We start from the raw sequence: 23,034 nt of genomic DNA, 5'->3' as shown, positions 1-23,034 counted from the left end.
TTTCACTAAAAAAGCGGTATAATAGGCATTGGTTTATACCACTTCTTTCTAGGAGGTGCTCGAATGAAAGCAAGAAAAGACGAAGTGTTAGACCTTTTGAAAGAACAAAAGCGTGAGATGACTGCCCAAGAACTTGCTGACAAGATGTCAATGGACCGAACCAATATCAGTCGTTATTTAAATGAGCTGACTAAAGACGGTTTGGTGAGAAAAATTGATGGGCGTCCTGTTAAATTCCAATTCGTTGTCCAATCTACCGAAAACCATATTACTTTTGATAATTTAATCGGCCGAGAGGAATCCTTAAAAAGCCAGATTCAAAAATCAAAAGCTGCCATCTTATATCCGCCTCGCGGACTGCACACGATTATTTTTGGTGAAACGGGAACTGGGAAAACGATGTTTGCTGAGTGTATGTACCGTTTTGCTGTTTCCTCGGGTGTGTTGGATGCTAGTGCACCCTTTATTACCTTTAACTGTGCAGATTACGCCCAGAATCCCCAACTACTATTTGGCCACGTTTTTGGTGTGAAGCGTGGTGCCTTTACCGGTGCTGACGAAAGTCGCGAGGGCTTAATGGCGCAGGCTGATGGAGGGATTCTCTTCTTAGATGAAATCCATCGTTTACCCCCTGAAGGACAAGAAATGCTATTCACCTTTATCGACAAAGGTATTTTCCGTCCCTTGGGAGACAGCCAAGAAAAAACAGCTTCTGTTCAGATTTTAGGAGCAACAACCGAAACCAGCTCCACCTTTTTATCCACCTTCAATCGCCGAATTCCCATGCAAATCGAATTGCCTTCACTAGCAGATCGCTCGTTAGATGAACGGCTAGCCATCATTAAGGAATTTCTGCAACAGGAAGCCAACCGTTTAATGGAAGAAATTGCGATTGATAAGCGCAGCTTGCTGGGATTTCTATTATACACAGCTGAAGGAAATATCGGTCAGCTGAAGCGAGATCTAAAGCTAGTTTGTGCTAAAGCATTTCTACACTATCAAACCACCAGTGATTTAGAAAAGCTGATGATCACCGAAGAAGACCTGCCAATAAATGTTCATAAAGGTTTGTTAAAGATGAAGGAACAGCCTGACTTAGGTCCCTTCTTGGATAAAAAGAATCTTTACATGAGCTTTAAACCCGGCACGGAAGAAGTTGTCTGGGGACAGGATCCGGCTAAAAGCATGGAAGTCTATCATTCCATTACTGATAAATTAGATACTTTAAATCAAGAAAATCTAACTGAAATTGATTTGGAGGAGCTGATTTCTAACGATGTGGATCAGTATTTTGAAACCTATGTGGAAGAACTTTCCCATACAAATGCGTACCGAGAAATTATTCCTGATGATCTGTGGCGTTTGACGAATGAGCTGTACGAGACTGCTTCAGAAAAATTGCGGAGAGATTATGATGAGAAGGTCCGTTTTGCTTTTGCTTTGCACCTGAACTCTACTATAGAAAGAATCAAAACCGATCAAATCATTCCACATCCGAATTTAAATGAAATTCGAAAAAAATATTCGAAGGAATTCCAGTTGGCCATCGAACTATCAGGTCGCATTGAGGAAGAATACAATATTTTGATTCCGCTAGATGAGATTGGCTTCATCACCATGTTTCTCACAATGGAAATTAGTGAGGACAAACATCCTGATGAACGTCAGGTTTCGGTGATCGTGGTGATGCATGGCAAATCAACGGCCTCCAGTATGCTGGAAACAGCTCAAGACTTGCTGGGAACCAAGGACGGTATTGCCTTCAATATGCCTCTGACTGTAAAAACAGAGGAAATGTATGCGACCATTCGCAATTACATTGCAACTGAAAAAGAACGTTTTTCGGAAGGAATCATTTTACTGACAGATATGGGTTCGCCCAATAACTTTGGGAATCTGATCTATCACGAAATGGGTATTCGAACGAAGGTTATTTCCATGGCGAGTACCATGATAGTATTGGAAAGTCTGCGTCTGGCGACTCTAGGTCGTTCTTTGGAAGACATTTACCACAGTGTAATTACTGTATTTACGAATATGATTCAATTGGAAGAGCCCGCCCCTAAAGAGGGCAAACGTGTAATTATTGTGGCCTGCTTTACTGGTGAAGGGGTATCGAAGCGGTTGAATCAGGTCGTCTCTCAATTGGTGAATGTGAATGAGTTTGAAGTTATTCAGATGCAGTCATTGGAGCGGGAAAGCTTTAAGCATCGGATTGATCAGCTCATTACCCACAAAGAAATTGCTGCGATTATCGGCACGATGGAAATCCACTATCAAAAGATTCCTTTTATACCTGCTCTGAATTTGTTCAATCGCCAAAAGATTTTGGAATTTCAAGATATCTTGGGCACGAACATTTCATTACCGGAGATGGTGGAGTCCTTAACAGATGACTTTGCGCCAGAAATTGCTGTTAGTGAGTTATTTTTCGCAACAGAAGAAGCGATTCAACGCATTCGTAAAAGTCGTGGCTTAATCATTGATACAAATGTCCTGCAGGGGTTGATGATCCATATTGCCTTTTTAGTCGATAAGATAAAAAAAAAGCTGCCGCGTCCTTTGTTTAAAGAAGTCGAAAGCTATCGTCAGCAAAACATTTCAATGTTTGCGGAGGTTACATTGCAGTTAAAACCAATCGAAGAACAATTTGGCGTTCAATTAACAGATGACGACAAAGCGTATATAATAAAAACTCTTTTAGATAATAGTATTGAACTAGAATTGCACAGTGTGTAATTCTAGTTTTTTTGTGTGTAAGTTGAAAACCTTATCATAGCAAGCTCCATGCAAGAAAAAAGTTGGCACGGCAATTGCATTATATAAAAGTGAAAATAAAAAAATTTTAAGGAGTGTTTTATCATGAAAAGAATTATGTTAGTTTGTTCCGCAGGAATGAGCACCAGCTTATTGGTTACTAAGATGGAAAAAGCAGCTGAAGAACGCGGAATGGAAGCTGATATCTTTGCAGTATCTGCTTCAGAGGCTGATGGAAAATTAAATGATACAGAAAACCCAGTAAATGTTCTATTATTAGGACCGCAAGTTCGTTTTATGAAACCGCAATTTGAAGAAAAATTGGCTGGCAAAAATATCCCATTAGAAGTTATCGACATGAAAGACTACGGCATGATGAACGGTGAAAATGTCTTGAATACAGCGATCGCTTTGATGGATCAATAAGAAGGGGTTGTCAAGATGAGCGACGTAATGAACCAAGAACAATTAGAAGCTGTTATGGGCTTAATCATGAATTCCGGTGATGCCAAAAGCAGCGCGATGGAAGCCATTCAAGCTGCTAAAAAGAATGATTTCGATTTAGCAAGAGAAAAACTGGCTTCTGCAGATGAAGCATTGATTGAGGCCCACCATGCACAAACAGGTTTACTAACTAAAGAAGCCAGCGGCGATCCAATGACTGTAACATTATTAGCAGTCCATAGTCAGGACCACTTAATGACAAGTATTACATTCAATGATTTAGCAAAAGAAGTAGTCGATATCTATCAACGCCTTGCTGATGAGTAGGAGATGATCACGTGAAGCTGCCGCAAAATCAAGCAGCCTTGCAAGCGATAACGGAATTAATTGAATATGCTTTTAATAAAAAGCAGCCAATTATAGGAGAGCCATTATTCCTCTCCCGTTATCACCATGCAGATTGTTTTGGCACATTCCACCAGGAACAGTTAAGCAGCTTGGTAATGAGCAATCATTTTCAAGCCAAGGTTTTCGAAGGAACCGTGCCGATGTCGGGTATCGGGTATGTAGCCAGTTATCCTGAATTTCGCGGAAGCGGCGGTGTTTCTGAGCTAATGCAGGAAATACTGACCGATTTGTATGAAAATGACGTGGTCATTTCTCAGCTGGCGCCGTTTTCTCAAGGTTTTTATCGGCAGTTTGGCTATGAAAACACCAGTAAACAAAAGCATTATCATATTCCTGCAGCAGCATTTAACTATGTAGTCAGTGAAAAAGCTGGCGAGGTTCAACGAGGGACCTGGCAGGAAATGAAACCACAGATTCTAACAATCTATCAGCAAGCTCTGAAGGGACAGGTTGGTACGGTTGTGCGAGAAGAATGGTGGTGGGAACGACTGCAGGAGTATTATCCTCATCGATTTTACGCTGTATGTTTCGACCAAAATCACCAGCCGCAAGGATACCTGATCTATCGTTTGCAAGGTGATACGTTTTTGGTAGATGAATTTGCCTACCTAAGCAGTTTTGCCTTAAGAAAATTACTAACGTATATGAAAGCACATGTGTCATCCTTCGCTCGGTTTAGTTATGCCGGACCAGTCTATGAACGTTTGGAAGAGTTCTTTTCTGAACAGGAGACGTTAGAAATCTCAATTAAACCTTATATGATGAGTCGGATCATCAATTTTCCGCAATTATTTCGTCATTTACCAATTGATGCAAAGACAATCATTGTGGAGGTAACCGAAGATCGACAATGTCCTTGGAATGTAGGGCAATGGCAAGTAACTGGGAAACAATGTCAAAAAGTTGAAGGCAAACAGGCCGATGTGCGAGGAACGATTCATTCCTGGACAGAGCTGTTGTTAGGTGATTTATCTCTGCAGGAAGGTTGTTTCTTAGACAAGTTTGAAGTAACGAATCAAAAGATGATGACTGTTTTCCCACAAGGCAAGCAATCATTTTACGATTATTTTTAGAAATAACTGCATTACTAACGGAATAGGATGCCAGTCCAACTTTTGGCAGTCAGAAAAAAAGAGCAATCAAAGCATGAATTGGTCGCTAGTAAGAAACAGAAATGTCTAGTTGGATGGTATGCGTGGTGAGAATCAAATTCATTTTTCTAGAAGAAAAATGATTACATTATTAACGAACTAGGAGGAATTTGAAAATGGATGGATTTATTAATTTTATGGAAAGACGCTTTATCCCGATTGCGTCTAAAATCGGGGCGCAGCGACACTTAGTAGCAATTCGTGACTCTTTCATGGTAACAATGCCATTAATGATTTTAGGTGCATTAGCCGTAATGATCAACAACTTATCGTTGACCATTCCAGCGTTCGGAAACTTTATGGACGGCATCTTCGGTGGTGAATCTTGGAAAGGATTCGGCGGAGGCGTTTGGAACGGAACTTTCGGTGTTTTATCTGTCTTTATTGCTTTTCTAGTTGCTTATAACTTGGCGAACAGCTACGGCAAAGATGGTGTTTCAACTGGTGTTGTTTCAGTGGCTTGCTTCTTTACACTAGGTGCAGCTACTAGTGGTATGAACTCTACTGGATTATTCGTCGCTTTAATCGTAGCAATCGTTGTTACTGAGTTATTCCGTCGCCTATTGGGTAACCCTAAACTAGTGGTAAAAATGCCTGATGGTGTTCCACCTGCAGTAGCTAAATCATTTGCAGCGTTGTTCCCAGCAATGATTACAATTTCTTTATTCGGTTTAGTAGCAGCAGTTATCGCTGGTTTTGGTGTTGAAGATATGTTTGCTGCTTTCTATGCAATGGTACAAGAACCATTCATGGGCTTGGCAAACTCTTACGGCTCAGCTTTACTAATTGCTTTCATTACACCATTCTTATGGTTCTTCGGTTTACACGGTGCCAACATGATCGACCCATTCATGCAAGCAATCAATGCACCAGCAATCGAAGCAAACATGGCAGCACTTAGCGCAGGTAAAGCAGCTCCTTATATCGTAAACAAACCATTCATCGATTCATTCGTTAACATGGGTGGTACTGGGGTAACACTTGGTTTGATTATCGCAATTTATTTAGTAGGACGTAAACATAAAGCCTTCATGGTAGTAAACAACTTGGCAGCAGCTCCAGGTGTATTCAACATCAATGAGCCATTAATGTTCGGTTTGCCATTAGTATTGAACCCAATTATGTTCATTCCATTTATCCTAACGCCGATGGTCTGTGTAACGACTGCCTACTTTGCAACTAAATTTGGTTTAGTGCCGCCAGCAACTGTTATGCCGCCATGGGTAACACCACCAATCTTAGGTGGATTCTTGGCAACACAAAGTATCTCAGGTGCGGTATTAGCAGCAGTAAACTTAGCAATCTCAATCGTTATGTATGTACCTTTCGTAATGCTTTCTACCAAACAAGAACTAAAACGCGAAGCAGCACAATAAGTCAAAGAAAGGATTCAAGGATCAATGGATTCTTGAGTCCTTTTTCCTAATGCTGCTTTTCCCAGATTCCATAGGGAAAAGGCATTAAGCAATAGGCAAGCAAATAATTGAATCATTATAGTGAAAAAGGATGCGTACGAAAAATCAATACCTTGCAAATAAGATAGCATCACAACGCTTTTTGTAGTTATTAACAGACGAAAAGCAGCTAGACTTTTTTATCTAACAAAGTAAGTGAGTATTCAACAGTTCGCTATTTACACATATGCTTACAAGTTCAAAAAATTAATCAACTAAAAGTACTCTCACAAAGTCAATAAATGAAAAACCTTTGTGTATAATCTTTAGTAGCACAACAAAAACTTTTCATATAGTCAGGAGAAAACCATGAAACAATTTCCAACAAATTTTTGGTGGGGAGCAGCCACCTCAGGACCACAAAGCGAAGGCCGCTTTAACAAAAAACATGCCAATGTATTCGATTATCATTATGAGATTGAACCAGAAGTTTTCTATAATCAAGTAGGACCAGATACTGCATCGAACTTTTACAACAGCTACAAAGAAGATATCCAAATGATGCGCTCTATCGGCATGAACAGTATGCGTACCAGCATTCAGTGGAGTCGATTAATTGATGATTTGGAAACCAATACAGTTAATGAAGACGCTGTTCGTTATTACAATGATGTGATCAATACGATGCTGGATGAAGGCATGACACCGGTCATGAACTTACATCATTTCGATTTGCCAGTCGAACTGTTTGATAAATATGGCGGTTGGGAATCGAAAAAAGTAGTGGATTTATACGTAGGTTTTGCTAAGCGTTGTTTTGAATTGTTTGGCGACCGAGTGAAATACTGGGCAACTCACAATGAACCAATGGTAGTAGTTGAGGGGGAATATCTTTTCCAATTCCATTATCCTAATATAGTTGATGGTAAAAAAGCAGTCCAAGTGGCCTACAATTTAAATCTTGCTTCTGCGAAAGCCATCAAAGCCTTTCGTGAGCTGGCAATTGCAGATGCACAAATTGGAACAATTTTGAATTTGACTCCAACCTACGCCGCTTCAAACAGCGAAGAAGATCAAGAAGCTGCACGGATTGCGGAACTTTGGAATAATAAGATGTTTCTTGAACCAGCTGTTTACGGACATTTCCCAGCTGAATTGGAAGAACTATTAACTAAAGACAATGTATTATGGGAAAGTACTGACGAAGAAAAACTAATTTTGAAAGAAAATACTGTAGATTTCTTAGGTGTGAATTTCTATCATCCGAATCGAGTGAAGTCTCCCGATGTTGCACCGAATTCTGTGGGATCATGGATGCCAGACCGTTACTATGATGCTTATGACATGCCGGGGCGACGGGTTAACCTTGATCGCGGCTGGGAAATTTATCCCAAAGCCTTGTATGATATTGCCGTGAATATTCGCGATAATTACAAAAATATTCCATGGTATGTATCAGAGAATGGGATGGGGGTTTCCAACGAGAACCGCTTTAAGAATGCAGAAGGCATGATTGAGGATGATTATCGAATTGATTTTGTCCAAGAGCATTTAGAGTGGCTGCATAAGGGAATCGAAGAAGGTTCAAAATGCTTTGGGTACCATATGTGGACACCAATTGACTGCTGGTCTTGGTTGAATGCCTACAAAAATCGTTATGGATTTATTTCCAACGATATTCATACGCAAATCAAAACTGTAAAAAAATCTGGTCATTGGTTCAAACAAGTTGCTGAACAAAATGGCTTAAAAGATTAAACCCAAGGAGGCACCACATGAAAAGAGAACTAGGTGTATCAATTTATCCCGATCATAGCAATCCGCAGGAGGATCGTCAGTATTTAAAAAAAGCGGCAGATCTTGGCTATACCCGCATCTTTATGAGCATGCTGGAGGTAACCGACGGCAAAGATAAGGTTCGTGAAAAATTCCAAGGAATCATTGGCTATGCCAAAGAGCTGGAATTCGAGACCGTTTTGGATATCGCACCTTCCATTTTCGATGAGCTGGAAATCTCCTATGATGACCTAAGCTTTTTCGCAGAATTAGGAGCAGAAGGTATTCGTTTAGATGAAGGCTTTGATGGCAACAAAGAAGCGATGTTAACATTTAATCCAGAAGGACTGGCGATTGAACTGAATATGAGCAACAATGTCGCTTACTTGGAGAATATTTTATCTTATGAAGCCAACAAACCATTTTTGTATGGCTGTCATAATTTTTATCCGCAAAGCGGTTCGGCCTTGCCATACGATTTCTTTATTTCCTGCAGCGAGCGCTTTAAACGCCAGGGCATCAAGACAGCGGCTTTTGTAACAAGTTCAGCGGCACAGTATGGTCCTTGGGATGTGAATGACGGGTTGCCAACTTTAGAAATGCATCGTCATCTGCCAATTGATTTACAAGCTCGTCATATGTTTGCTACTGGATTAATCGATACAGTGATTATTGGCAATGCTTACGCCTCCGATGAAGAGTTAGCAAAGGTAGCCGCGATTGACCGCTACAAACTAAGTCTAAGTGTCGAATTGGTTCCAGAAATTAATGAGGTAGAAAAGAAGATTATCAACTACGACAAGCATTTCCGTCGCGGAGATATTACAGCTTCTATGGTTCGGTCGACACAAGTTCGAGTGAACTACAGTGACGTTGCGAATGCGCCTCATGATAATGAGCAGGAGTTCCAAGTTGGGGATGTGGTGATCGGCAACGATAAATTCGGTAAATACAAAAATGAGCTGCAAATCATCCTAGAACCGCATAGCGATGATCGAAAAAACCTAGTCGGCAGAGTTCCGCAAGACGAATTAATTATGCTGGAGTTCCTGCGTCCATGGGTAAAATTTCAGTTTGTTCCTAAATAAAGGCAGCGTAAATTAGAAATTGATGAAATTTTCTAGTTGACAAACCCTTGGCCCCGGTGTAAAGTAAAAACAACTTAATCAAACGACAATGAAAAGAAGAGTAGCAGGTAAGTTGCTTCTAGAGAGTCTCTGGCAGGTGGAAAGAGACAGCAGTTAGTTGTGAACCACATCTTTGAGTCGACTAGTTGAAGCAAGTAGGCTAGTCCGGGAGGGCCCGTTACAGCTGTGGTCAATTTGACCAGTGGAGATTGCTTGTCGTGAGACAGCAATGAAAAAAGGTGGAACCGCGTAACTTACGTCCTTTAGTCATTATGACTAAAGGACTTTTTTTATTTCACCAAGCTGGCATTGACCCGAAGAGGCTTTTTCTGTAAAAGGAAAGCAAACAAGAGGTGGAACCACGTTCAATGACGTCCTCTGGCAAACAGCCAGGGGACTTTTTTTATTTTAGGGAGGAACATGCAGGATGAATTATTTAATCGAAGTTATGCCGCAATTATTAACCGGAGCTAGTACAACATTGAAATTATTTTTATACACGATTGTTGGATCACTGCCGTTAGGGATTTTACTTTCCTTTGGGCTATCTAGTCGGATCACTCCGATAAAATGGATTTTACAGCTCTACGTTTGGATTATGCGGGGAACCCCGCTGCTGCTGCAATTGATTTTTGTTTTTTACGGTCTGCCGCTGGTAGGAATCGTATTTGACCGCTTTGAAGCAGCACTGTTCGCATTTGTTTTAAACTATGCCGCTTATTATGCTGAAATTTTCCGTGGCGGGATTCAATCGATTCCGTTAGGTCAATACGAAGCATCACGAGTTTTGGGACTGACTCCGTTTCAAACCATTACCCGTATCATTATTCCACAGGTAGTAAAAATTGTTTTACCCTCTGTCGGTAATGAAGTAATCAATCTGGTTAAAGATACTTCGCTAGTCTACATCTTAGGTTTATCTGATGTAATGCGGGCTGGAAAAATTGCGATGGAACGAGACACCACTTTATTGCCGTTGTTAGGAGTTGCGTTGATTTATCTAGTAATGACTGGAATTACAACGGTAGTTATGAAGCAATTGGAAAATCGTCTAAACTACTATCGCTAATATGTGAAAGAGGAGAATCTACATGATTGAATTAAAAAATGTCAATAAATCATTTGGCAATAAAAAAGTTATCAATAATCTAGACCTAGTGATTCCAGATGGGCAAATTCTTGCTATCGTTGGACCTTCTGGCGGTGGGAAAACGACGCTGCTTCGGACTTTAGCAGGTTTGGAAAAAGCAGATAGCGGAACTTTTCTGTTGGACGGCGAACCGTTTAATCCAGCAGCCGACAAACAAACAGAACAAGTTGTCGGTGTGGTATTCCAAGACTTTCAGCTGTTCCCACATTTAAATGTGATGGACAACATCACCATTGGACCAAGACTTGTTTTAAAACAAGACAAGGAAACTTACACTAGCAAAGCAGAAAATCTTGCCAACCTGCTGGGAATTGAAGAGCTGTTAAACAGCTACCCTTTCCAACTATCGGGTGGGCAAAAACAGCGGTTGGCTATCGCTCGAGCAATGGCTATGAATCCTAAAGTGTTGGCCTACGATGAACCGACCAGTGCATTAGATCCAGCCTTGCGCCAACAGGTAGAAAGTCTAATTTTGGAATTAAAGAGTGATGGCGTTACTCAAATTGTCGTTACTCACGATTTGGTTTTCGCGGAAAATATCGCAGATAAATTATTGAAGGTTGAACCAATTAGTTAATGTAAATTACAAATAAAACCAAGCTTAAATCAAGGAGGAAGTAAGGATGAAATTGAAAAAATTTGTAGTGGGAGCAGCAGCAGTATTAACCGTAGTGGCTTTGGGGGCTTGTGGCAATAAAGACGACGCTGCGTCAGATGGCAACTCGTGGAAACAGATCGAGGAATCAAAGAAAATTACCATTGGATTAGATGATACCTTTGTACCGATGGGCTTTAAGGATGAAGATGGGACAACAGTCGGTTTTGATATTGACTTAGCTAACGCGGTCTTTGAACAGTATGGAATTAAGCCAACCTTCCAATCGATTGACTGGTCTATGAAGGAAAACGAATTAGACAATGGAACCATTGATTTGATTTGGAATGGTTATACGATGACAAAAGCTCGCGAAAAGAAAGTAGCATTTTCAAAACCGTATGCTAAAAATGAACAAGTGATCGTTGCGAAAAAAGACAGTGGAATTACGAAGGATGAAGATCTAAAAGGCAAAATATTAGGTGCACAGGAAGGCTCATCTGGTTACGAAGCCTTCAACAATGAGCCAGAAAAATTGAAGGACTTGGTTGATACAAACGATGCTACCTTGTATGCCAGCTTCAATGAAGCCTTTATTGACCTTGAAAGCGGACGTATTGATGGTTTATTGATTGACAGAGTATATGCAGATTATTACTTGAAGCAGGCAGGCAAAACGGATAATTTCACCGTTTTTAATGCAGGCTTTAACAACGAAAACTTTGCTGTAGGTGCTCGTAAAGACGACACTGAATTGGTTAACAAAATCAATGAAGCCTTAGACAAGCTGCAAGAAGATGGAAAATATGGTGAAATTTCCGAAAAATGGTTTGGTGAAGAATGGAGTATTCCTAAAGAATAAGTGAATATAGGCGAGCGAATTTGTTCGCCTATTTTTTATACGGCGAATTGTCAAATCAAGTGCAACACTTTATTGAAGAAGACTTCATAAGGTGTCTTCCAACCTAAACATTTTTTTGGTCTGCTATTTAGTTTTTCAACCATTCGATAGATCGTTGTATCTTCCACGGTATCCATTTCTTTTGTTTTCGGTAGATATTCCCTAATCAATCCATTCGTATTTTCATTCGTTCCGCGTTGCCATGGCGCATGAGGATCAGGAAAATAAAACGGAACGCCTTCCAAAGACTGGGTGACATCGAAGTGTTTAGAAAATTCTTTTCCTCTATCTGGAGTGATGGTTTTGACAAGCTCTCTATCAACAGTATTAAATAGTTCTGTCATCTTTTCGCAAACGTAAAGAGAATTTTTCTTGAGTGCTTTCCCTGCTATAAGAAAACGAGATTTCCGGTCAGTTAGCGTCACTAAACAAGCACCTCCTGTTTTCCCAGCCACTGTATCAGCTTCCCAATGCCCAATTTCACTCCGTTTTTCAGCAGTTTCAGGACGGTCGTGAATAGAGTGAGTGATTCGGATTTTCCCACGAGTTTCTGTATGGTTCTTAGTATGACGCGTTTCTCCTCTATGACGTAAAGAACGAACTAAACCGCGATTTCCTTTAGACAATGGAGTGATGTCAAACGTTCCATTATAAATTGCCCGATAAATCGTCACAAAACTGATGTGAAAATCGGCTTGCTCATAAGCTAATCGATTAGAAATCTCTTCTGGCGACCATTGAAGATCGACAAATAACCGGCGGACGATTGACCAAATCCGTGAATCATCTAGGATTTTATGTCGTCCACAATTTTTTCTGCGTACTTTATATTTCTTATTCGCATGGGAAGGTGAGTATTCTTTTTCACTATTTCTACTCAGTTCACGAGAGATTGTCGATTGGCTTCGATGGATGTCAGAACCAATCTCTCTAAGAGAACAGCCATTTTCATGGAGCAGAAAAATCCTTTCTCGCTCGACTATGGTAAGATGGGTGTAGTGGCTCATAATTGAATTCCTCCTGATAGTGTTCTTCGACAGACCTATTCTAGTTGGAAATTCGTTATGAGTCATTTTTTATGTGTTGCACTTAAATTGTAAATTCAAGACTCTAAAATACAAGAAAATGGGGGAATTACAATGAAAAAATGGGTTGTAGGGATGATGGGATTGGTTTTAGCATTAGGATTAGCCGCTTGTGGGGAAAAAGAGGTCAGCGGTGACGACAGTTGGAAAAAAATCGAAGAGTCAAAAAAGATTACCATTGGATTAGATGATACCTTTGTTCCGCTAGGTTTCAAAGATGAGGATGGAAAAACAGTCGGCTTTGATATTGATTTGGCTAAAGCGATTTGTAAAGATTACGGAATTGAGCCAACCTTTCAGGCTATTGACTGGTCCATGAAGGAAAATGAATTAGATAACGGTACGATTGATTTGATTTGGAATGGTTACTCAGTAACCAAGGCCCGGGAGAAAAAAGTGATTTTTACGAAGCCTTATGCGACAAATGAACACATTATTTTAACTCGCAAGGATAGCGGTATTACGGATCGTGAACAAATGAAGGGGAAAATTTTGGGTACACAGGAAAGTTCTTCCAGCTATGAGTCCTTCTTGAAGAATCCAGAATACTTAAAGGACTTAGTTAAGGACAAAGATGCTATTCAGTATGCCAGCTTCAATGAAGCCTTTATGGATTTGGAAAATGGACGGCTGGATGGCATCTTAGTTTCAGTTATCTATGCCGAATACTATTTGAAGCAAAATGATAAAATGGCTGATTTTAATCTATTCAGTCCCGGTTTCCAAGGTGACAGCTTTGCAGTAGGTGCTCGCAAAGGTGACAAGGCGCTAGTCGAAAAACTGAACCAAGGCTTTGAAAAATTGGAAGAAGATGGCCGGTATGCTGAAATTTCGGAAAAATGGTTTGGGACGGCTTGGGAAATTCCAGACAAATAAGGGATAAAAGACACCTTGATTCGATTAGTCAAGACTACTTTTCTGACTAAATAGCGTGAAAAGATGAAGAAGTAAAAAAAAGAGGCAAACAAAACTTTTGTTCGCCTCTTTTTTTTTGTATAATGGAACAAGTGAAAAGAGGGATAAAATGGCGCAGAAAAAGCGTACAAAGAAAAAAAGAAAGACAACCAAAAAACAAAAACAACTGCAGGAGCAACGATTAGTCATTATTATTGGTCTCATTTTTATTCTGTTTGCAGTTTTCTCTTTATTTAGCTTAGGCTTTTTGGGTAATTTGATCGCCAATGTTCTTCGAATGATCGGCGGCAATACGTATCAATTTTTAGCCTTATTGTTGGGTCTTTATGGGCTGCTGCTCGTAGTCAAAAACACGAAGCTGAAGTTCTCCAAAGGCCGACGCTGGGCAGGACTCGGCGTATTTTACATAGGTATCTTGGTAATCCTTCATGCGCGATTGTTTGCGAATGTCCAAAGTCAGAATCCTAACGTCTTGAAGACGACTTGGGAATTGCTGATGACGGATTTTCTCGGTAATCAAGTTACTCAAAATGTTGGTGGCGGGATGCTGGGTGGCGGAATTTATAGTTTGACTCATTTTCTAGTCTCTCAGGTAGGCAGTTACATTATTGCCACTTTAATGTTGGTGTTAGGCGTTTATCTGTTCAGTATGCTGGACTTTGCCCAGGTGTCAGATTTCTTAAGTCACTCAATGGATACGATTCAACAAAAGCTGACAGAATCCGATGAGAAGAAAGCTGAACGAACAGCCAAACGAGAAGAACGACAAGCTTTGAAGGCCAAACAAAAAGCGGAAAAAGAAGCAGCTGCTAAAGAACGACAAGCAGAAAAAGAGCGCAATCAAGTTCGACCGTTAACACCAGGAGAAAAATTGGCGAAGGAAAACTTAGAGCCGGTGGAGAATGGACCGGAACAAATGACTTTGGTGCCAATCGAAGCTTACCAGGCCAATGCTGAACCGAAAAAAAAGATGCCAGATCCAGTTGAAGAAATTGAAGAAGCAGATGTGGGCGACTTGGAATTTGAAATCAGTGCGGAGCCTGAGGACCACGATTATCAATTGCCGCCATCGTCCTTGCTGGATTCTATACCTGCTGCTGATCAAAGTGATGAATACAAGAAGATTGAAAACAATATCAAAATTCTCGAAAAAACCTTTGAAAGCTTTGGCGTGGAAGCGAAAGTGGTCAAGGCCAGTCTGGGACCGTCAGTTACTAAATTTGAAATTCAACCAGCTGTTGGGGTCAAGGTAAGCAAAATCGTCAACTTAACAGATGATATTGCCTTAGCTTTAGCTGCTAAGGATGTACGGATGGAGGCACCAATTCCAGGTAAATCCTTAATTGGGATAGAAGTGCCTAACAGTACTATTAGCACTGTGTCCTTCCGCGATATCATTGAATCGCAACCAAACCATCCAGATAAGCTGCTGGAGGTTCCTTTAGGACGCGACATTTCAGGAATGGTTCGAACGGCTGATTTGACTAAGATGCCTCACTTATTGATTGCTGGATCAACGGGCAGCGGAAAGTCTGTGGCTATCAATGGCATTATTACTAGTGTATTAATGCGGGCAAAACCGAATGAAGTAAAAATGATGATGATTGATCCGAAAATGGTTGAACTGAATGTCTACAATGGCATTCCCCATTTGTTAACGCCGGTTGTTACGAATCCTCGAAAAGCGTCGCAGGCCTTGCATAAAGTTGTGCAGGAAATGGAAGAACGTTATGAGAAGTTTGCCGCAACGGGTGTACGGAACATTACGGGCTTTAATGAGCTGGTCATTCAAAAGAATTTAGAAGATGGACAAAATCGTCCAATCCTTCCATTTATTGTTGTTATTGTCGATGAATTGGCTGATTTAATGATGGTAGCAAGTAATGAGGTGGAGGATGCCATTACCCGTTTAGCCCAAATGGCGCGGGCCGCCGGCATTCATATGATTCTGGCGACGCAACGGCCAAGTGTCGATGTCATTACCGGAATCATCAAAGCCAATGTACCATCACGAATTGCCTTTGCTGTTTCCAGCGGAACGGACTCCCGAACGATTATTGACAGCAATGGTGCTGAAAAGCTCTTAGGTCGTGGGGATATGTTGTTCCTGCCAATGGGTGAGAACAAACCGATTCGTGTGCAAGGGGCATTCATCTCTGACCACGAAGTAGAGGAAATTGTGGCATTTGTTTCTGATCAGCAGGAAGCTCATTATGAAGAAAAAATGATGCCTACTGAAGAAACTACTTCCTCACCTTCAGAAGTTCCACAGGACGATTTATACGAAGAGGCGAAAGCTTTAGTGGTAGAAATGCAGACTGCAAGCATATCTCTGCTGCAGCGGCGTTTCCGAATCGGCTATAATCGGGCTGCCCGAATCGTTGATGAATTAGAGGACAATAAAGTTATTGGACCTTCTGTTGGAAGCAAGCCGCGAGAGGTGTATCTGCAGAAGACAGAAGAAGAACCAGAAGAGACAACTGAATACTAATAGAAAAAATATCTTTCCTAGCTTTGGAAAGATATTTTTTTGATTCTGATTGATTAAGGTCTAGCAATAAACGATTGAGCTATGCAGCTTTATCATAACAGCGAAATTATTAGATTGTTATCTGCGAAGTCGTCTATGAGTAAGGCTGGTGTGAATGGTACGATGTTTAACCGTTTGTCGATGTCAGTTAGAAAGAAAACGATCACCTTGCGGAAACAGAGCGGATTTTCGACACTAAAAAAGACTGTCTTAAATTAAGCTCTCAATCAATAAAACAAACACAAAAAAAGCCAAGCTCAAAGGTTAAGCTTTGGCTTGGTAAAATTAATGGTTTTCATCAGGTGCTTGTCCATCATGAGCGGGCCACTGACACTCCAGCATTTGTAACTGAGTAAAACTTGCTTTGAATGAAGAATTCTCTGGGCTGCAAGCATAGATACCAAACCGAATGTCATCCTTCGCTTCCCGTAAATGACAAATCCTAATTTGTTGAAAATGGATGCCGTCTTGAGAACATTCAATACAAAAATCGCTGTCTCGCCGACTTAAGCGATACCACATAGATTTGATTGAGGCATCAATTGAAGTAGTTGCCCAATCAGAATAGCCCTGATTCGTTACGACACTTCCTAAACGCTGAAACTCTTCATTTTCATACTCAATCGATCCCTTCAACCAATTCTCACTGTCCAAATAGACCACCACACCACATTGATCAAAACGGTGCTGGCTATCAAAAATTGTTTTGACAACAAAAGAGAAATAGTTCTCCTGCGTAGCCATTTGCAGAATCGGGGCGCTGTCATTTCTGAAATGATAATAGGTTCTTTGCCATAAATCGGTATGAGGATCAGTAATAATGTCAATTTTGTTTTCCTGAATTGAAAAATTTACAGGTTTTCGCGTCCAAATTAGTTTATCTAAAGAAAATTCCATCAAGTTTCCCCCTAATGCCTGCCACTTTTTCAGCAAGTTGCTTTATACTAAAGTATACCATGATTTAAAAGAATCCCTTGAGTTTGTTTAATGACTCCCTACGTTCAAGGAGTCATTCTTTTTTGCATGTGAAAAAATTTCAACATTAATGTGTAACTGAGTTGTGTTATACAACATAAAATACCTGTGCTATATTTTGATTAAGTTGATAAGCGCTTACAATTGGAGGAAATAAAATGGAGGGAATGAACACTCGACAAAAAAAGTTAATTAGTTTGCTGGTACAAAATGATGAGTATTTACCAGTGGCTCATTATGCCAAATTATTAGGCAAAACCAATCGCACCATTTATTCAGACTTAGAGAAAATTCAAGAGAATTTTTTAAATGAACAAACAAGAATTGATAAAAAGCCGCGAATAGGAATAAAGCTGGTAGGAGATGCGATAGATAAGATGCTGCTTTTAGAGGCATTTGATTATGCAGAAGAGGACGATTGCTCAGATTGCACACCAGGGGATCGTCAATTATTGATTGCTAAAATGCTGTTAGTGGATGAGATCGTCGTTACGCAGCAGAAGCTGTCGGAACATTTCCATATTAGTGCCAGCTCAATCGCAAGTGACTTGGAAAAAATTAACGAAACCTATGCTGTCTCGTTAGTTGCTTCTAAAAGAGGCACTTGGATTACTGGCAGTGAAGAGGATCGTCAAAGAAGTCTGTTTCGCTTTTGTGAGAATTGGCTAGTTTATAAAGGTGTAGATAATGAGCAGCTTTTTTTGGACAAAGGCCAGCATGAGCTTCAAATGATTTTTGGCAAAGCAATTGTAGCAGTCGTCTTTCAGCAACTCCAGGCACTAAAGCAAAATCCAACGGTTTTCTTGCCTGAGCAGTATGAAAAATCATTGACTATGGGCTTGATAATTTTCTTGTCTCGACTGCAAAAGGGTCAGCATGTGGAAGAAGACAAATTTTTATTTGATCAAATCAAAATGATTGATACGTATTTTTTAGCCAGTGAGTTGCTGGAGGAAACCACAAAGGCCCTAGCACTCAGCTATTTGGAAGAGGATGTAGCTTACGTCAATCGCCAATTTGTAGGCTATGGAGTAAAAATTTATTCCAATCAGCCGCAATCACTTGAGGAAATGACACCGATTATTGACAAGGTATTAAGCAATATGAGTGAAATTATGCAGGTGGATTTTTCACAGGATGAGGAGCTGCGCAGCCGCTTTATCAATCATTTCATTCCTATGATCTATCGTTTGAAGTTGGGAATTGAGATTACAAATCCATTAGTTGATGAAATAAAGAATCAATATTCAATTATTTTCAGTTCGACCTGGTACGCGTTGGCAAATGTTGAACATGAATTAGCAGTTCAGTTTAACGATGAAGAAGTTGCTTTCTTGGCTATGTATTTCCAAGTGTCCTTAGAAAAAAGCCACAACGGCAAGAAAATATTGATCGTTTGTCCAACAGGGATTGGAACCTCTGAGCTGATTTACAATAAAATTAAACGGATTTTGCCAGCTCAGGATATTGCTGAGGTAACGACTGTAGATAAGCTGTATAAAAAGAATTTAGACAACGTGGATTTAATCATTTCGTCAATCCATTTACCAACAATTGATAAGCCAACAATTAAGGTTTCAACATTGATTACCCAAGAGGATATCAAAAATATTACGTCTCTATATTCTGATTTCTTCTATCAAGAGGAGGATACTGCCAGCGAGCAGACGACCTTCGAGTCATTAAAGCAAGTCATTGATCCTGCCTTTATTGTGACGGGAAAAGCAATTGAGACAAAGAGTGATTGTTTAAACTACCTGATTGATCAACTGGAAAAAGCCAAGATTGTTAATCAGGATTTTCGTCAAGAAGTCTTTGAACGGGAGCAGTTGGGTGAGACAGCGCTAGAAACAGGAGTCGCGATTCCTCACGCATCACCGCAAAATGTTTTGCAGACTAAAGTATTTATTCTGACCTTAGAAAAGCCGATTGTCTGGGATCAGCGGAAAGTCAGCTATGTGTTATTGATGTGTGTTGCCAAACGTGACCGCAGTTTAGTAAGAGGCATTATTACCGACATCCATAAAATTGTCCGTTCAACGAACAACATCCGCCATTTTTTCTTAGGAAAGAATGCGCAGGAAATATATCAGGAAATCAGCAGGGGGTAGAAATAAGATGGAAGTTATTACGAATGAACTGGTTGATTTGTCAACCGTTGGAACAAATAGTCAGGAAATCATCGAAACATTAGCCAAAAAAATCGAGGCGGCTGATCGTATCACTAACTTTGACGGTTATTTGCAAAGTGTACTGGATCGTGAAGCATTAACCTCGACAGCCATTGGATTTGGAATTGCCATCCCTCATGGGAAGAGTCCTCACGTGAAGGAATGTACCGTAGCCTTTGGTCGTTTAGCACAACCGGTGGACTGGAACAGCCTAGATGGCAAAGACGTAGAAATGGCGTTCTTATTAGCTGTACCAGAGGAATGTGCTGGCGATGAGCATTTAAAAATTATTGCTGGACTATCTCGCAAATTAGTTCATGAGGATTTTCGTGAAATGCTGAAAACATCTGCCAGTGAAGAAGAAATTGTTCAAGTCATTAACGACAGTCTAACCGCTGTATTAAATTAACTAAAAAAGGGGAAAATAAAATGAAATTAGTTGCTGTAACCGCATGTCCATCAGGAGTAGCACACACTTATTTAGCAGCCGAAAGCTTAGAGGTTGCTGCAAAGAAGCATGGAGTCGATATTCATGTGGAGACACAAGGATCAATTGGGATTGAAAATGAACTGACCATGGATCAGATTACTGCGGCCGATGCGGTGATTTTAACCAATAATATTGGTATAAAAAATGAAGAACGTTTCAAAGGTAAACCAGTCGTTCGGGTAAGTGCCGGAGATTGCATCAACAAAGGTGAAGCAATCGTCAAGAAATTACAGCAAAAATTAGGCTAGGAGGAACCGAAATGGTCAACTTATTAAAGGATACAAGAAAGAACTTAATGACTGGTGTATCTTATATGATTCCCTTTGTAGTAGCTGGCGGTATTTTACTGGCATTAAGTGTTCTTTTTTCAGGAAGTGCTGCTGTTCCAGAGGAGGGTATGCTGGCTGATATTGCAAACATTGGAATTACTGGTCTAGGGATGATGGTACCAATCCTTTCAGGCTATATTGCTTTTTCAATGGTGGATCGTCCAGGGTTAGCACCAGGGATTATTGGTGGATTAATTGCCAGCAATATTGGTGCCGGCTTTTTAGGCGGAATTTTATCAGGGCTATTGGCAGGGATTGTTGTTTATTATTTGAAACAAATTAAATTGCCTTCCAGTTTGAGGTCGTTAGGACCGATTTTCATCATCCCGTTACTAGGAACTACCATTGTGGGTTGCTTAATGTACTGGGTGATTGGACAACCAATTGCTTCTTTAATGACTGGTTTAACGGCCTGGTTGGAGTCAATGGGAACGACCAACCTGATGCTTCTAGGATTAGTGCTAGGGGCAATGATCGCTTCAGACATGGGTGGACCGATTAATAAAGTAGCCTTCGGTTTTGGTTCGGCTATGGTTGGAACAATTGATCCTATAACTGGAATGCCAAGTGCTACTGCTTTATCCATTATGGCTGGAATTGGAGCGGCGATCTGTATTCCACCATTAGCAATGGGTGTGGCTACCTTGATTGCTCCTAAGAAATTCACAATGGAAGAACGCAACTCTGGGAAAGCAGCAATTGTTATGGGCTTAGTCGGTATTTCTGAAGGGGCTATTCCTTTTGCAGCAGCTGATCCATTACGCTGTATTCCAGCTAACATGATCGGTAGCGCAATTGGCGCTGCGGTTGCCATGGTATTAGGTGCCGGAAATCCTGCGCCATGGGGCGGTTGGATTGTCGCACCTGTTGCTCAAAATCCGATCATGTATATTATTGGTACGTTAGTCGGGGTAGCGGTAACTGCAGGGATTGTGATTGTGTTGAAAAAACCAGTGGCTGCTTCTGATGGAACTGAATCAGTACTAGCAGCAGATGAAGATATTGATTTAGATATCGAAATTATGTAATCATTTTAGGCAAGGGATCTTTCAAATAAGATCTCTTGCCTTATTTTGTCTTGAAAAATTGAGAACATGCTATACTAAATGAAAAGAAATCATTTAGGAGGAATTTGGAATGGCAAAAATTTATCGTGGTACTGGAATTTTCGGCAAGGATGCAATTGGTGTATTTGATGACGGAAAGGTATATAAAGGCACGGGGCTTTTAGGAAAAAATTTGGTGGGGTCTTATAAAGATGGGAAAATCTATAGCGGCAGTGGCTTAATCGGTAAAGATCATATCGGTAAATTTAAGGATCATAAAATTTACAAAGGGACCGGAATTTTTGGCAAAGACGCTGTTGGAACGATTAAGGACGGGAAAATTTACAGCGGTACTGGACTTTTCGGTAAAGATGCGATTGGTGCTTACGAAGGCGATGATGAAGAAGGTGCAGCAGCGGCAGCATTATTGCTGTTGGCTGAAGAATTAGAAGATTAATTGGCATTAATCAGTACTTTTTACTTGCTGTGGTACGCGTTCCATCCGCTATACTTTGGGTATAACCAAAGGAGGAGATAGCGATGAACGCTTATGTAGAAGTGCATGATCAAACAGGAACAGATTACTATTATGCATCCTTGGAAATTAAGGGGCAGCGGTTGTCTGTCCAACGTCACCAAGGCTTGTATAAGGTGCGGGAAAAAGAATTAACCTTAACAGGAATACATGATTTAGCAGTTAATGGCAGTGAAGATCGGCAAATTAAGTTTAGTTATGGCAAAGATACCTTCATTTTTTTCGACTCAGGAAGTGATATCGTCCGCTATCTTTATCATCAGCTTCTCACTGCTTAAAAATTTTTCAGGAGAATTTTATGGCCAATATCCGGGACATCGCGAAAAAGACAGGCTATTCAGTCTCGACTATTTCACGAGTACTTAATAATCATCCTTACGTTGAGGAACAGAAACGACAAGAAATTCTGACAGTTATGGCGGAGTTGAACTATGTTCCCAATCATACTGCTCGTAATCTCAGCTATGGTAAAACAAAAAATATTGGAGTGATCGTGCCTTTTGTTAATCATCCTTACTATGATCAACTAGTGAAGGGAATTGCAGAGAAGGCCTTTGTCCAGCAATATAAAGTTACGTTGCTGCCAACAAATTATGATCCATCAGTCGAAAAGAATTATTTGAATGAACTAGCTGCTAAAAGCTTTGATGGAATGATTATTGCCTCAAAGTCCAACAGCTTAGAGGTAATTGCCGATTATCTGAAGTTTGGCAAAATTGTTTTATGTGAAGATGTTCAAATAGAGGGATTGAGCAGTGTATTTATCGATCGGAAAGGTTCCTTTAGAGAGTCACTGAACTATCTGAAAAACCAAGGTGTCGAAAAAATTGGCTTAACTTTAGGACGAACCGGTAAACGAAGTAATAATTCAAAGTTGGCAATGCAGCTATGTGAAGAGTTGTTTCCCAAGTTTGATCCTGAATTGATGCGCTGGGGTTGTCAAGAAGCCGAAGACGGGTTAGCAGTCGCTGACTTTTTTAGGCAGCATTGTGTCGAAGGAATCTTCAGTAATGGCGATGAAGTGGCAGCTGGGATTATTGAGGGCTATGGAAAAGAACAAGCGCCACTAATCGTGGGACAAGAGAATCTTTTTATCAGCCGGGTAATGAAATTTCCCACAATTGATCATCATTTGCCCGAATGTGGTCGAAAGGCATTTGAAGCACTGATCGCTGAAGAAACACAGCAGATAAAAATACCGTATACGTTCGTAAAGCATAACGAAAGGACTTAGCTGGCTGCCAAGTCCTTTTTT

21 protein-coding genes and 1 other annotated feature are annotated in these 23,034 nt (G+C 40.5%); of the genes, 19 read left to right on the top strand and 2 right to left on the bottom strand.

The features are described 5' to 3' along the window. The first annotated feature begins 63 nt into the window (after positions 1 to 63). The 10 genes from IGI46_RS16865 to IGI46_RS16820 all read left to right on the top strand — a co-directional run bounded on the left by IGI46_RS16865 (position 64) and on the right by IGI46_RS16820 (position 11,664). Complete coding sequence (locus IGI46_RS16865; protein ID WP_429964115.1) at positions 64 to 2,739, top strand: sigma 54-interacting transcriptional regulator; 2,676 nt, start codon at positions 64 to 66, stop codon at positions 2,737 to 2,739. A gap of 123 nt (positions 2,740 to 2,862) precedes the next feature. Beyond that, entirely contained in the window at positions 2,863 to 3,183 is a 321-nt protein-coding gene (locus tag IGI46_RS16860; RefSeq protein ID WP_207701121.1) for a PTS sugar transporter subunit IIB, read from the top strand. A gap of 15 nt (positions 3,184 to 3,198) precedes the next feature. Then, on the top strand, positions 3,199 to 3,528 hold the full coding sequence (locus tag IGI46_RS16855) for a PTS lactose/cellobiose transporter subunit IIA (protein WP_010759742.1): 330 nt from the start codon (positions 3,199 to 3,201) through the stop codon (positions 3,526 to 3,528). A gap of 11 nt (positions 3,529 to 3,539) precedes the next feature. After that, positions 3,540 to 4,682 (top strand): GNAT family N-acetyltransferase, encoded by a 1,143-nt coding sequence (locus IGI46_RS16850; RefSeq protein WP_429964114.1) that lies wholly within the window; start codon positions 3,540 to 3,542, stop codon positions 4,680 to 4,682. A 194-nt stretch (positions 4,683 to 4,876) separates the two neighbouring features. Beyond that, positions 4,877 to 6,136 (top strand): PTS sugar transporter subunit IIC, encoded by a 1,260-nt coding sequence (locus IGI46_RS16845; protein WP_429964113.1) that lies wholly within the window; start codon positions 4,877 to 4,879, stop codon positions 6,134 to 6,136. 387 nt (positions 6,137 to 6,523) lie between these two features. Continuing rightward, positions 6,524 to 7,912, top strand: a complete 1,389-nt coding sequence (locus IGI46_RS16840) for a glycoside hydrolase family 1 protein (RefSeq protein ID WP_429964112.1) — start codon at positions 6,524 to 6,526, stop codon at positions 7,910 to 7,912. 17 nt (positions 7,913 to 7,929) lie between these two features. Beyond that, a complete protein-coding gene (locus tag IGI46_RS16835) occupies positions 7,930 to 9,018 on the top strand; it encodes a DUF871 domain-containing protein (protein ID WP_429964111.1) in 1,089 nt (362 codons plus the stop codon). 79 nt (positions 9,019 to 9,097) lie between these two features. Beyond that, positions 9,098 to 9,324: a binding site (T-box leader), on the top strand. 160 nt (positions 9,325 to 9,484) lie between these two features. Then, the gene (locus tag IGI46_RS16830; RefSeq protein ID WP_207701126.1) at positions 9,485 to 10,126 is read left to right on the top strand and encodes an amino acid ABC transporter permease; all 642 of its coding nucleotides are present in this window, start codon (positions 9,485 to 9,487) and stop codon (positions 10,124 to 10,126) included. A gap of 22 nt (positions 10,127 to 10,148) precedes the next feature. Continuing rightward, entirely contained in the window at positions 10,149 to 10,784 is a 636-nt protein-coding gene (locus IGI46_RS16825) for an amino acid ABC transporter ATP-binding protein (RefSeq protein WP_207701127.1), read from the top strand. Between the two features lie 46 nt (positions 10,785 to 10,830). Continuing rightward, complete coding sequence (locus IGI46_RS16820) at positions 10,831 to 11,664, top strand: amino acid ABC transporter substrate-binding protein (protein ID WP_429964110.1); 834 nt, start codon at positions 10,831 to 10,833, stop codon at positions 11,662 to 11,664. 50 nt (positions 11,665 to 11,714) lie between these two features. On the opposite strand, the gene IGI46_RS16815 is transcribed toward IGI46_RS16820, so the two are convergent. Then, positions 11,715 to 12,710: an IS30 family transposase gene (locus IGI46_RS16815; RefSeq protein ID WP_429973856.1), complete on the bottom strand. Its 996-nt coding sequence runs from the start codon at positions 12,708 to 12,710 to the stop codon at positions 11,715 to 11,717. 126 nt (positions 12,711 to 12,836) lie between these two features. On the opposite strand from IGI46_RS16815, the gene IGI46_RS16810 reads away from it, so the two are divergent. Next, complete coding sequence (locus IGI46_RS16810) at positions 12,837 to 13,664, top strand: transporter substrate-binding domain-containing protein (protein ID WP_429964987.1); 828 nt, start codon at positions 12,837 to 12,839, stop codon at positions 13,662 to 13,664. Between the two features lie 148 nt (positions 13,665 to 13,812). After that, positions 13,813 to 16,194, top strand: a complete 2,382-nt coding sequence (locus IGI46_RS16805) for a DNA translocase FtsK (protein ID WP_429964109.1) — start codon at positions 13,813 to 13,815, stop codon at positions 16,192 to 16,194. Positions 16,195 to 16,518: 324 nt separating this feature from the next. Here IGI46_RS16805 and IGI46_RS16800 read toward each other — a convergent pair whose 3' ends face one another. Continuing rightward, positions 16,519 to 17,130 (bottom strand): DUF1349 domain-containing protein, encoded by a 612-nt coding sequence (locus IGI46_RS16800; RefSeq protein ID WP_429964108.1) that lies wholly within the window; start codon positions 17,128 to 17,130, stop codon positions 16,519 to 16,521. A 236-nt stretch (positions 17,131 to 17,366) separates the two neighbouring features. Here IGI46_RS16800 and IGI46_RS16795 point away from each other — a divergent pair, with 236 nt between their 5' ends. The 7 genes from IGI46_RS16795 to IGI46_RS16765 all read left to right on the top strand — a co-directional run bounded on the left by IGI46_RS16795 (position 17,367) and on the right by IGI46_RS16765 (position 23,013). Further along, a complete protein-coding gene (locus IGI46_RS16795; RefSeq protein ID WP_429964107.1) occupies positions 17,367 to 19,319 on the top strand; it encodes a BglG family transcription antiterminator in 1,953 nt (650 codons plus the stop codon). Positions 19,320 to 19,326: 7 nt separating this feature from the next. Beyond that, complete coding sequence (locus tag IGI46_RS16790) at positions 19,327 to 19,788, top strand: PTS sugar transporter subunit IIA (RefSeq protein WP_207701133.1); 462 nt, start codon at positions 19,327 to 19,329, stop codon at positions 19,786 to 19,788. 20 nt (positions 19,789 to 19,808) lie between these two features. Then, positions 19,809 to 20,117: a PTS fructose-like transporter subunit IIB gene (locus IGI46_RS16785; RefSeq protein WP_207701134.1), complete on the top strand. Its 309-nt coding sequence runs from the start codon at positions 19,809 to 19,811 to the stop codon at positions 20,115 to 20,117. 11 nt (positions 20,118 to 20,128) lie between these two features. Further along, positions 20,129 to 21,226 (top strand): PTS fructose transporter subunit EIIC, encoded by a 1,098-nt coding sequence (locus tag IGI46_RS16780; protein WP_429964106.1) that lies wholly within the window; start codon positions 20,129 to 20,131, stop codon positions 21,224 to 21,226. A gap of 109 nt (positions 21,227 to 21,335) precedes the next feature. Continuing rightward, complete coding sequence (locus IGI46_RS16775) at positions 21,336 to 21,701, top strand: hypothetical protein (protein WP_429964105.1); 366 nt, start codon at positions 21,336 to 21,338, stop codon at positions 21,699 to 21,701. Between the two features lie 83 nt (positions 21,702 to 21,784). Continuing rightward, positions 21,785 to 22,057, top strand: coding sequence for a hypothetical protein (locus IGI46_RS16770; RefSeq protein ID WP_429964104.1), 273 nt, complete (start codon positions 21,785 to 21,787; stop codon positions 22,055 to 22,057). Positions 22,058 to 22,077: 20 nt separating this feature from the next. Continuing rightward, positions 22,078 to 23,013, top strand: coding sequence for a LacI family DNA-binding transcriptional regulator (locus IGI46_RS16765; RefSeq protein WP_429964103.1), 936 nt, complete (start codon positions 22,078 to 22,080; stop codon positions 23,011 to 23,013). The last annotated feature ends 21 nt before the right edge of the window (positions 23,014 to 23,034 follow it).

Origin of the sequence: Enterococcus sp. AZ163, from assembly GCF_050498925.1 — a bacterium.
Lineage (GTDB): Bacteria > Bacillota > Bacilli > Lactobacillales > Enterococcaceae > Enterococcus_A > Enterococcus_A ferrettii.
Note: the sequence above shows the minus strand (reverse complement) of the source record. Positions and strands in the feature narration are given on the sequence as shown.